Raw genomic sequence first — 12,827 nt, forward strand, 5'->3', positions numbered from 1 at the left:
GGAGAATGAACTGTTTTAAGAATGTAATTTTATTGTTAGTTGCTTTTTTTGCTGTTGTTTCCTGTACTTCGGTCGGGAAATTTACACCTAAAAACGAACAAATTGCATTTTTATCCGATGTTCATTTGTTGGATATTTATGGCGAATTTTCAGATACTGATTATAAAGGAATCCTAAATCCTGCTGATGGGAAATATACTTTAGTACGAACTATGAAATCCCAACTGCAATCAACAAGATTGTTCAACGAAAATTATTTTGCTTTTATTGCTGCTTTGGATGATGTAGTGAAACGAAATATTAAAATTGTGGCTTTACCCGGTGATTTTAGTGATGATGGTCAGCCAATAAACATTAGAGGGTTAAAAAAGATTTTAAATAATTATACTAATAAATACGGTATTCAATTTATAATTACAACGGGAAATCACGACGTGGCCAAACCTTTTTTAACTGATTCCGGAAAAACGGATTTTTTGGGAAAGGAGGGAAAAAATCAGGTGATTATGAGCAAAGCGGGAATGTATGTTCCTAAAAGTTCGGACGAACTTCCGGCTGTAATTACAAAAGATATTGGAACGATAGGTTATGCTGAGGTTTTGGATGAATTAAAAGATTTTGGGTTTTATCCTAAAGCAACCGATTTGTATTGGGAAACGCCTTTTACGGATTATAAGCCTGAAAATTATAGTTTTCAATTGGCTTTGGAAAATGCAACAATTGAAAAAAGAAAATATGCTATTCCGCCTTATCAAAATCCAATTCCGGATTTAAGTTATTTGGTAGAACCTCAAAAAGGGATTTGGCTGTTAGCTATTGATGGAAATGTTTATGTGCCAAAAGCAGCAGCTCAGAATCATCCTGAAAACCCCACTAATTATAACAGCCCGAATGTTGGCTACAATCAGGTTTTAACCCATAAAAAACACTTGATAGATTGGGTAGCAAAGGTCGCTCAGGAAGCGAAAAAAAGAGGGAAAACGCTCATTGCTTTTAGTCATTATCCGATGGTGGATTTTAATGACGATGCTTCGCCAATGATGAGAAAATTATTTGGAGAAGAGAAAATGCAATTGCACAGAGTTCCTGTTGAAGAAGTGAGTGCTCTTTTTGCAAAAGCGGGAATCCAACTTCATTTTGCGGGACACATGCACATTAATGATACCGGAATCAGAAAATACAAAGATGGAAAAGCATTGTTTAATATCCAGATTCCGTCATTAGCGGCTTACATTCCGGGATATAAAATTTTGACTATTCGGAGTAGAAATAAAATGCAAATCAGTACGGTTACGATTGATTCGGTACCTGATTTTAAAACGCTTTTTCCTTTGTACGAACAGGAATATGCTTATTTGCAAAATAAAAACGATCCCAATATTTGGGACAAAAAGATTTTGGAAGCCAAAAATTATCATGAATTTACCAATTGGCATCTTAAGGAATTAGTCAGAACCCGTTTTCTTAAAAACGACTGGCCAACAGATTTCAAGAACTTTTTGTTACAAGCATCTGCAAAAAAATTGTTTGCTTTTGCAAAAGTTCCTCAGTCCAAACAGCAAAAGTACAAGAATGTATCATGGAGCGGTTATGATATGATAGTCGATTTTTACCGTCTGCATTCGGCGGATGAATTGGCTCTGAAAGATATAGGGAAAGAGCGAATTCATCAGTACGAAATACTGATTGATTCTTGTTTGGCGCATTATAAAAGTGGGCTTCATGCGTCAGAAACGGAAACTTCTTTTTATGAATTTTGTTCTATTTTTAAAAGTTCTCTAAATGGAGCGCCATCCGATAATTTTATTATAAATTTGAGGAGAAATACCATCCGAAACTAATTTTTAAAACTGATTTTTTATCATGAAATCTAAATTCATTATAGTTTTCATTCTGTTGATTTTGATGTCTCCGCTTATGGGGCAGAATATAAAATTTGAACATTATAGTGAAAATAACGGCTTGTCTTATAATTCGGTGCGACATATTGTTCAGGACAAAAATGGATTTTTGTGGTTGGGAACTTTTTTTGGACTCAATCGTTTTGATGGTTATCAGTTTAAGGCTTACATGAGTTCGGAATTGGGAAAAAATAAAATTTTCAATGACGATATTACTGCTTTAGAATTGGATAAAGCTTCTAATAATTTATGGATAGGAACCCGAAAAGGGCTTACTTTGTATAATATGGATACCCATGTTTTTAGTACTTTTTTTAACCAAAAAACAAATCCGAATAGTTTACCCGAAGACGAAATCCGCGCAGTGCATGTTGATAAATTTAAAAGAGTCTGGGTAGGAACAATGACTAAAGGATTGTCGGTTTTTAATCCCAACGAAAGGCGTTTTACTAAAATAAACATTAAGGGTTTTGAATACATCAAAGCCATTTTTCAGGATAAAAAAGGAAATATTTGGGTAGGAAGTTTTGGTAGGGGGTCAGTCGCCAAAATTATTTTGGGAGCTAATGGAGAGATTTTAAAAATAAACACTTATACCTTGTCGGTTCCAAATTCGAATCAAAAAAATCCCTATATCAATTTTATTTACGAAGACGTTAAATCGGATGTTTTTGTGGGAACGCGGGAAGGTTTATATAAATTAAACAAATCGCAAAATATTTTTGAGAATCTTTATATCAAAGATGTAGTTTTAAGGAACAAATTAGGACCTTATTTTATTGCAATAGCTCATGCGCCAGATGGTAAATATTGGCTGGGAACCTTAGGAGGGATTTTGGTTTGTGATCAGTTAGAAGATGTTGCTATTGGTAAATTTCAAAGGTATTTTTCTAAACTAACTGATGATAATTCCTTAGTTGGGAATATTGTTAATTCGCTTTATTTTGATAAGTCCGGGGTTTTATGGATTGGTACTGAAGATGGTTTGGATAAATACGATCCTTATGGGAATCAGTTTAAAATTAGTAAGGATATTTCGTTTTATAATGATAATCAAAAACCCAGTATAAGAGGTTTTTCCAAAACTTACGACGGAAAAGTTATTGTAGCCACTAGATATAACGGACTTTTTATTTCGCGGGATAAGGATTTTGTGCCATTGTATAATGATACGAATGATATTGCCAGTATTTATTCTAATGACGGAAAACTTTTTTATTGCGGTTTGTGGAACGGGAAAATATTGGTTTATAATTATTTGACGAACAGTTCCCGGTTAGTCGATATTGGAGTGAAAAGTTCTCCTTTGATTTCTTTTTTAGTAGCCGATGAGAATACTTTGGTGGCAGGTTCTTTTGGAGAAGGTGCTGTGATTTTAGATGCTAAAACACTTCAGGTTAAAATTCCCAAAGGTGTTTTGTTGCCTGATTTTCAAATTAATAAAATAAAGGTGGATCGTTTTAAAAATTTATGGTTTGCCACCGAAACCGGAGTTGCGAAGTATAATTTAAAAACCAAAAAGGTCAAATTGTATTTAGAAGCACCACATAATAAAGTTGGTTTACCGGCCAATCATGTGAGTGATATTTTGATTGATGATAATGGTGATATTTGGGTCGCAACAGTAAAAGGACTCGGGTTTTATAATGCGAAGAAAGATGCTTTTATTCCTGTTTTAGAACCAAAAGAGCTTCATGGAAAATGGATTACCGATTTGGAAATGGATAATGATGGTTATTTGTGGCTGAATATTAATAATAATAGCGTTGCCAGATATAAGAAAAAATCAAAGAAAATAAATATTTATTATGTTGACAGCGGTAACCGTTTAGATGTTTTTAGTTCCAAAGGTTTTTATAGTTTAAATAATTCGACAATTTATTTAGGAGGAAAAAATGGTGTAATTTATTTTTCGGCAGATAAAATTAAGGAGAATAAAGTCGCTCCTTCACCCATTATCACGGAGTTTAAAGTGCAAAACGAAGAGGTGTTTCCCGGTTTAGAAATTAACGGACAAATTCCGCTTTTAAAAGATATTAATACGTATAAAGAAGTAGAGCTTAATTATGATAATCGTAATTTTTCAATTCAATTTTCGGCGCCATCTTATAGCACTGAACGTCTAAATACTTTTGAATATATGTTAGAAGGTTTTGATGAAAATTGGATAACTACTACCAGTGAATCCCGGACAATTCAATATACTAACTTGAATCCGGATGATTACATTTTTAAAATCAGAGCCCGAAATAGTGACGGAATTTGGAGCAAAACTGCCGCTTATCATATCACTATTTTATCGCCTTTCTGGACTACAACTAAGATTTTCCTGTTGTTGGTTTTGATTGTTTTGATTACGTCTTATTATATTCGAAAAGAAATTAAATCCCGAATTAAATTAAGACAGGCACTTTTGCTGGAACGTGTTAAAAGAGACAGTGACGAACGTTTGTCTAACGAAAAATTGCAATTCTTTACGAATATTTCCCATGAATTAAGAACGCCTTTGACATTAATTTTAGGTCCGGCAAAACAATTGTTAGAGCAAAAAGACAGCTTTGATTATGATAAAAATAAGTTGTATTTGATTTATCAAAATGCCAGCAGATTGTTGTTATTGGTGAATCAAATTTTGGATTTTAGAAAAGCACAATCAGGGGAGTTGAAATTAAAAGTGTCTAAAACAGAAATTGTAGCCAATACACAAACGGTTTTTAATTCTTTTGCCGAATTAGCTCATGAAAAAGAGATTAATTTTAATTTTAATCACGAAGAGGAAAGTATAGAAGGTTGGGTAGATGTAGATAAATACCATAAAATACTCTATAATTTATTGTCGAATGCCTTGAAATTCACGAATAATTACGGAAATGTCGATTTGTATGTGGGAGTAAAAGAAGAAGGTGATATTCGGAAATTAATTGTTGAGGTAAGCGATGACGGAATAGGAATTCCGCTCGAGAGTCAGGAAAAAATATTTTCAAGATTTTATCAGGTAAAGGGAAGTAAAAAGAATAACACGGGTTCTGGTATTGGTCTGTCGTTAGTGATTTCTTTGGTTGACGTACACAAAGGTCATTTGGAGTTAAAGAGTGCGCCTGCTAAGGGAAGTGTCTTTATTTTAGAATTGCCAATTTCTAAAGAAAGTTATAAGAAAAATGAAGTTTTTGATATTGAATACAAAGAGGAAGAAGCAGTTTATACTGTGGTTGATAAGCTTAAAAAAGGCAATCAAAGTACCGAATTAAGACAAAATATCGTTGTGATTGAAGATAATGCCAAACTTCGTTATTTTATCGTTGACTATTTATCAGAATTTTATAAAGTGTATCAGGCCGAAAATGGAGATGAAGGACTGAATCTTTGCCGAAAAATTAAGCCGGCTCTTTGTGTAGTCGATGCCATGATGCCGGTAATGGGTGGGTTTCAGTTTGTAGAAGCTTTAAAAAGTGATGAAAATATTAGTCATACTGCTTTGATTATGCTTACCGCCTTATCTGAAAATGAAAATAAGATTAAAGGTTATAATTTAGGTGTAGATGAATATATGGTCAAACCTTTTGATCCTGCGTTGTTAAAAACCCGAATTGATAACATTATTAAAACCCGAAGCGAATTGAAACAGCGTTTTTCGGGAGAGATTGAAACGGATGTTTCGACTTTGACGCATTCGCAATTGGATATAGATTTTATTTCAGATATTACTGATTTGATTGAAAAAAATATTAGTGATCCGGAACTCACCGCTAATTATTTGTGCGCTGAATTAGGAATGAGTTCTTCCAAGTTGTATCGAAAAATAAAACAACTAACCGATTTGTCGCCTAATGAATATATAAGAACCGTTCGATTGAAAAAAGCGGCTCAGTTATTAAAATTAAAAACACTTAATGTTTCAGAAGTGGCTGATAAAGTGGGATTTAATGATCCTTTGTATTTTAGTCGATGTTTTAAAAAGCAATTTGGCTATTCGCCAAGTAAATTGATTAAGTAGTTGGTTTTTAATTTTTTAAGCTTGGTCTTTTTAAGTATTAAATATTTCTTTGTGTAAAATTACTTTTAGTTATTTTTTGATAAAAATTGTTTTTTGGCACAATTTTAGAGAATTGTGTTGGCTTATTTTGGAATTTAATATATATATTAGCAAATGTTTAAATTAATAGTCTAATTTTTGTAAAAAGTATTTATTTGAATTGGATTTTTAAAATTTTGAACAAAATAGTTGCGATTAGATTATTAAGAATTATATTTGTGCAATCGATTACAATTCTTTTGTTGTGGTTGTATATATATTGAACTAATTTTTTGATTAGTATAGTGTTGCGCTTTGTTTAGATATGGCGCTAATTTTTTTGCCTTTTTCTAAAACGATTTCGGTGAAAACAATAAGAAAGAATATTTTAACATTAAATAAAATTTATAAACATTTTAATTATGAGCCAAACAAACAAAGCTGTTGGAAATTATCGCTGGACAATTTGTTCCTTACTGTTTTTTGCAACAACGATAAATTATTTAGATAGACAGGTTCTTTCTTTGACATGGAGTGATTTTATTGCTCCTGAATTTCATTGGACAAATAACGATTACGGTAATATTACTGCTTTGTTTTCCATTTTTTATGCGGTTTCCTTGTTGTTTGCTGGTAAATTTGTAGACTGGATGGATACTAAAAAAGGATTTCTTTGGGCTATTGGAGTTTGGTCTTTAGGTGCTTGTTTACATGCGTTTGCAGGAATTGCTACTTCAGGATTATTAACGGGAAAGTGGTTTGTAGGTTTTGAAGGAGCTAAAGAAATGATTGCTACAGTTGAGGATACTTCTCTAATTATTAGTGTGAGTGTTTCATTATTTATTTTTGCAAGATTTGTTTTGGCAGTTGGTGAAGCTGGAAACTTTCCGGCAGCTATTAAAACTACTGCTGAATATTTTCCTAAAAAAGACAGGGCATTTGCAACCAGTATTTTTAATGCCGGTGCTACGGTAGGAGCTTTGGCGGCTCCTGTTACCATTCCTTTTATTGCTGAAGCTTATGGCTGGGAAATGTCTTTTATTATTATTGGTGCTTTAGGTTTCTTATGGATGGGATTTTGGACCTTTATGTATGATAAACCGGAAAATCACTCTAAAGTTGGTGAGGCTGAATTAGAGTATATTCAACAGGATGCGGTTGCTGATAGTAAAATGGAAGGATATGTTCCTGAATCAGCTGCAAAAGTATCTTTGGCTAAGTGTTTTAGTTATAAGCAAACCTGGGCTTTTGCTTTTGGTAAATTTATGACTGACGGAGTTTGGTGGTTTTTCTTGTTTTGGACTCCGGCTTATTTAAGTTCAGTTTATGATATGGATTCTACAGAAGCGGCTTTTCCGTTATTTGTATTGTATATGATTACTTTATTGTCAATCATTGGAGGTTGGTTGCCAACCTATTTTGTAGATAAAAAAGGTATGAATCCTTATGAAGGTCGTATGAAAGCGATGTTGATTTTTGCCTTTTTTCCTTTATTAGCATTAGTAGCTCAGCCATTAGGGCATATTTCTTATTGGTTGCCTGTACTTATTATTGGTATTGCGGGAGCTGCTCACCAGGCTTGGTCGGCTAATATCTTTACAACAGTTGGAGATATGTTTCCTAAAAAAGCTATCGCGACCATTACCGGTATTGGAGGTTTAGCCGGAGGTTTAGGTTCTACGTTAATTAATAAAGGATCAGGAGTTTTGTTTGATTATTCTAAAGAGAGCGAAATGATGTTTTTAGGTTTCAAAGGAATTGAAGCTGGTTATTTCATTATTTTCTCTATTTGTGCTGTTTGTTATTTGATCGGATGGGTGGTAATGAAATCATTAGTACCTAAATACGCGCCTATAACTGACTTGTAAAATATATAAAAAGCTCTCTTGTGAAATTAAGAGGGCTTTTTGTTTTTTTAACTTTTTATAGAAAACATGTTTTTTAGAAAAGTACCTTTGCAATAAAATAAATTAATACCTTTGTAATCGATTACATAAAATTAAAATATTATGACAAAATATAGTTCCAGATACGCATCGAGCCCACAGGCGGTAAAAAACTACGATACTAAACAATTAAGAGAAGAATTTCTGATTGATGATTTAATGCAGGAAGATGAAGTAGTGTTGGTTTATTCGCATTACGACCGTTATATTGCGGGGTCAGTAGTTCCTGTGAGTAAAGATTTAGTTCTTGAAACAATTGATCCGCTTAAAGCTCCTTATTTTTTAGAAAGAAGAGAGTTGGGGATTATTAATGTGGGTGGAAATGGTTCTGTTGTGGTTGAAGGAGAAACTTATGAATTAGGTCTTAAAGATGCTCTGTATATTGGTGCTGGAAATAAAGAAGTGATTTTTAAATCGGAAGATGCCAAAAATCCGGCTAAGTTCTATATCAATTCTGCGCCAGCTCACACGACTTATCCTACTGTGAAAGTTAGTTTGGCGGAAGCTAATAAATTACATTTGGGTACAATGGAAACGGCTAATCACCGTACCGTAAACCAAATGATTATTGGAAGTGTGGTGACTACTTGTCAATTACAAATGGGAATGACGGAGTTAAAACCGGGAAGTGTTTGGAATACGATGCCGGCTCACGTACACGATCGTCGTATGGAAGTTTATTTCTATTTAGATATTCCTGAAAATCAAGCGGTATGTCACTTTATGGGTGAGCCACAGGAAACAAGACATATCTGGATGAACAATCATCAGGCGGTAATTTCTCCACCATGGTCTATCCACTCAGGGGCAGGAACATCTAATTATACTTTTATCTGGGGTATGGCAGGTGAGAACTTAGATTACGGAGATATGGATGTTTGTAAAATCACTGATTTAAGATAATCAAAAATGACAAATTTATTTGATATACAAGGAAAAGTTGCCCTTATCACAGGAAGTACGCACGGACTGGGAATGGCAATGGCTAAAGGATTAGGACAGGCCGGAGCAACGATTGTGGTGAACGGAAATTCTTCACAGGAGAAAATTGATAATGCTGTAGCAGAATTAAAAAGCGAAGGAATCAATGCTGTTGGTTATAAATTTAATGTAACTGAAGAAGAGCAAGTAAAGGCTGCTGTTGCAAAAATTGAAACTGAAGTTGGTCCAATTGATATCTTGATCAACAATGCCGGAATTATTAAAAGAATTCCAATGTTGGAAATGGAGGTAGCTGATTTCCGTGAAGTAGTGGATATTGATTTAGTAAGTCCGTTTATTGTTTCTAAGCATGTGGCCAAAGGAATGATAGAAAGAAGAGCTGGGAAAATCATCAATATTTGCTCCATGATGAGTGAATTAGGTAGAAGTACCGTTTCGGCTTATGCTGCTGCAAAAGGTGGTTTGAAAATGTTAACTAAAAACATGGCGACCGAATGGGCTAAATACAATGTTCAAATCAACGGAATTGGGCCTGGATATTTTGCTACGGAACAAACAAAACCAATTAGAGTTGACGGACATCCGTTTAATGATTTTATCATTAGCAGAACACCGGCAGCTAAATGGGGTGATCCAAGTGATTTAGCTGGAGCGGCAATCTTTTTGTCGTCTAAGGCAAGTGATTTTGTAAACGGTCATATTTTATATGTTGATGGTGGAATTTTGGCTACCATTGGTAAACCATCAAATGAAGATTAATATTTTAAGGAAATTATAATGAGTACTTTTATCAACGATAACTTTTTATTAGAAAATAAATACGCAGAAGAATTATACCATAATTATTCTAAAAATCAACCTATTATTGATTATCATAACCACTTGAATCCTCAGTTTATTGCTGAAGATAAAATATTTAGTAATATTACTGATGTTTGGATTAAAGGAGATCATTACAAATGGAGAGCGATGCGTACTTTGGGTATCAACGAGCAATTTGTTACTGGAAATGGTTCAGATAAAGATAAATTTTTAAACTGGGCAAAAACAGTTCCTTATACCATGCGTAATCCATTGTACCACTGGACGCATTTAGAATTAGCTCGATATTTTGATATTTACGATTTATTAAACGAAAAATCAGCGGAAAGAATTTACGACGAAACATCTGCTAAAGTAAATTCTGCTGAATACAGTACAAGAAACTTGCTTAGAAAAGTAAATGCTGAATTAGTTTGTACTACTGAAGATCCAATTGATAGTTTAGATTTTCACGAACAATTGGCTAAAAGTGATTTCAAAACTACTGTAAGTACAGCTTTCAGACCTGATAAAGCAATCTTAATTGCTAATGACGGATACAACGAATACCTTGATATTTTAGGACAAAAAGCGTTAATTTCTATTAATACTTATGCTGATTTACAAGCTGCTTTAAGAAACAGAATCGAGTATTTTAATGCGAATGGTTGCCAACTTTGTGACCACGGATTAGACCAAATCTATTTCGAAAATTATACTGAAAGCGAAGTGGTTGCTATTTTCAAAAAGAAAAGAGAAAACCAGGCTATCAGCAATGAAGAAGCATTGAAATTCCAAAGTGCTATTTTAGTATTCTTATGTGAAACTTACCATGAATTTGGATGGGTACAACAATTTCACTTAGGTGCTTTGAGAAACAACAATGCTCGTATGCACCGTATTTTAGGGCCTGATACAGGTTGGGATTCTATTGGAGATTATCCACAAGCTCAAAAATTATCTGCATTCTTAAATGCATTGGATAGTAAAGATAAATTGACTAAAACTATTATTTACAACCTGAATCCTGCTGATAACGAAGTTATGGCTACTATGATTGGTAACTTTAACGACGGAAGTGTTAGAGGTAAAGTACAATTTGGTTCAGGATGGTGGTTCTTAGATCAAAAAGACGGTATGACAAAACAATTAAACGCATTGTCTAACATGAGTTTAATTAGCTGTTTTGTAGGGATGTTGACTGATTCAAGAAGTTTCCTGTCTTTCCCAAGACACGAATATTTCCGTCGTATTCTTTGTAACCTTTTAGGAGACGAAATCAAAAGAGGTGAATTACCTGCTTCTGAAATGGAATGGATTGGAAAAATGGTTTCTGATATCAGCTACGGTAATGCGAAGGAATATTTCAAATTTCCGGTAAAATAATTAAAGTATAATTTATAAAAATTTTTCACTTGAAATCGCCATGTTTTAATTATCAAAAATATAAATGAAGAATGGCGATAACATATTCCTTGAAAAAAAATATTAACTACATATGAAAAAAGTAGTCACTTTTGGAGAAATTCTACTGCGTTTGTCTACAGACAGACATTTGAGGTTTGCTCAGGCCGAATCGTATAAAGCGACCTATGGAGGAGGAGAATTTAATGTTGCTGTTTCGCTTGTAAATTACGGGATGAAGGCAGAATTTGTTACTAAAGTACCTAATAATGAATTAGGGAATTGTGCAATTCACGAAATGCGCAAACTGGATGTAGATTGTCAAAATGTAATGAAAGGTGGGGATCGTTTAGGGATTTATTTCCTTGAAACAGGAACCAGTACCCGTGCCAGTAATGTAATTTACGATAGAGCTAACAGTTCAATGTCGACTTTGAAAAAAGGAGAATTTGACTGGAAAGAAATTTTCAAAGGAGCAACCTGGTTTCACTGGAGCGGAATTACTCCGGCTCTTTCAGAAACTGCTGCCGAAGCTTGTATGGAAGCGATAAAAGTGGCACACGAATTAGGTTTGACTATTTCAACTGATTTGAATTACCGTTCAAAATTGTGGAATTATGGGAAACAACCTAAAGATGTGATGCCGGAAATGTTAAAGTACAGTAATATTATCTTAGGAGACATAGATACTGCTAACTTTATGTTGGGTTTAGATAAAGTAGATCCTGATTATCAAGAAGTTAATATGTTGCCGGCTTTGTATAATGAAGTGTTTAAACTTTGTCCTGAATTAAAATACATGTCAACTACTTTACGTTATTCTGTTAGTGCTTCTCATCAGCGTATTGGAGGAATTCTTTATGATGGTAAGGAAGTTTACAAAGCTGCAGTCCAAGAAGTAACTCCGGTCGTGGACAGAGTAGGTAGTGGAGATGCTTTCATGGGAGGTTTAATCTATGGTTTAAACGAAGAGCCATTGGATAAACAAAGAGCCTTAAACTTTGCTGTTGCCGCTTGTTGCTTAAAACACACCATCTACGGAGATTATAATTTAATTACTAAAAATGAAATTGAAAAATTACTTGATGGAGATTTCACAGGTAAGGTTTCTAGATAAAAAAAGATAAAATGGCTCAATTTACACGTATAGAAGTTGCATCTGCAATGAAAGAAACAGGGATGATTCCTTTGTTTTTTAGCAATGATTTGGAATTAAGTAAAAATGTTTTGAAAGCTTGTTATGATGGTGGTGCCCGTTTGATGGAGTTTACTGCCAGAGGAGATTTTGCTCACGAAGTTTTTGCTGAATTGACAAAATACGCTATCAAAGAATTGCCTGGAATGATTATGGGAGTAGGATCAGTAACTGATGCCGCTGCTGCTTCATTATATATGCAATTAGGGGCTAACTTTATTGTGACTCCGGTATTCAGAGAAGATATTGCAATTGCATGTAACCGTAGAAAAGTGTTATGGTCTCCTGGTTGTGGTACGCTTTCTGAAATTGCCAGAGCGGAAGAATTAGGATGTGAGATAGTTAAATTGTTCCCTGGAGAAATCTACGGACCTCAATTTATCAAAGGAGTAAAAGGACCGTGTCCTTGGACAAATATCATGCCTACAGGAGGGGTTTCTACAGAGAGAGAGAACTTAAAATCTTGGTTTGATGCTGGTGCTTACTGTGTTGGTATTGGTTCTCAGTTAATTTCTGCTGCCGTTTTGCAATCTAAAGATTATGCTGGTTTGACTCAAAAAGTAAAAGAAACAATCGCAATTATTGCTGATTTACGTAAAAAATAAAAAAAATACACAACCGATTAT

General features: G+C 34.0%; 8 protein-coding genes. All 8 read left to right on the forward strand.

Annotation, left to right across the window (positions count from 1 at the left end):
• The first annotated feature begins 5 nt into the window (after positions 1 to 5).
• Positions 6 to 1,841, forward strand: a complete 1,836-nt coding sequence (locus B6A10_RS02920; protein WP_188219645.1) for a metallophosphoesterase family protein — start codon at positions 6 to 8, stop codon at positions 1,839 to 1,841.
• A 22-nt stretch (positions 1,842 to 1,863) separates the two neighbouring features.
• A complete protein-coding gene (locus B6A10_RS02925) occupies positions 1,864 to 5,895 on the forward strand; it encodes a two-component regulator propeller domain-containing protein (RefSeq protein ID WP_188219646.1) in 4,032 nt (1,343 codons plus the stop codon).
• A gap of 440 nt (positions 5,896 to 6,335) precedes the next feature.
• Positions 6,336 to 7,781 carry an MFS transporter gene (locus tag B6A10_RS02930; RefSeq protein WP_188219647.1) on the forward strand — a complete coding sequence of 482 codons (1,446 nt, stop codon included), beginning with the start codon at positions 6,336 to 6,338 and terminating at the stop codon, positions 7,779 to 7,781.
• A 141-nt stretch (positions 7,782 to 7,922) separates the two neighbouring features.
• Positions 7,923 to 8,762 carry a 5-dehydro-4-deoxy-D-glucuronate isomerase gene (kduI, locus tag B6A10_RS02935; RefSeq protein ID WP_188219648.1) on the forward strand — a complete coding sequence of 280 codons (840 nt, stop codon included), beginning with the start codon at positions 7,923 to 7,925 and terminating at the stop codon, positions 8,760 to 8,762.
• A 6-nt stretch (positions 8,763 to 8,768) separates the two neighbouring features.
• On the forward strand, positions 8,769 to 9,560 hold the full coding sequence (locus B6A10_RS02940; RefSeq protein WP_055093854.1) for a gluconate 5-dehydrogenase: 792 nt from the start codon (positions 8,769 to 8,771) through the stop codon (positions 9,558 to 9,560).
• A gap of 18 nt (positions 9,561 to 9,578) precedes the next feature.
• Complete coding sequence (uxaC, locus tag B6A10_RS02945) at positions 9,579 to 10,988, forward strand: glucuronate isomerase (RefSeq protein ID WP_188219649.1); 1,410 nt, start codon at positions 9,579 to 9,581, stop codon at positions 10,986 to 10,988.
• Between the two features lie 112 nt (positions 10,989 to 11,100).
• The gene (locus B6A10_RS02950; protein ID WP_188219650.1) at positions 11,101 to 12,123 is read left to right on the forward strand and encodes a sugar kinase; all 1,023 of its coding nucleotides are present in this window, start codon (positions 11,101 to 11,103) and stop codon (positions 12,121 to 12,123) included.
• Between the two features lie 11 nt (positions 12,124 to 12,134).
• Positions 12,135 to 12,806, forward strand: a complete 672-nt coding sequence (locus B6A10_RS02955) for a bifunctional 4-hydroxy-2-oxoglutarate aldolase/2-dehydro-3-deoxy-phosphogluconate aldolase (RefSeq protein ID WP_055093860.1) — start codon at positions 12,135 to 12,137, stop codon at positions 12,804 to 12,806.
• Positions 12,807 to 12,827: the final 21 nt, after the last annotated feature.

It is taken from the genome of Flavobacterium pokkalii (assembly GCF_014596575.1).
GTDB lineage: Bacteria > Bacteroidota > Bacteroidia > Flavobacteriales > Flavobacteriaceae > Flavobacterium > Flavobacterium pokkalii.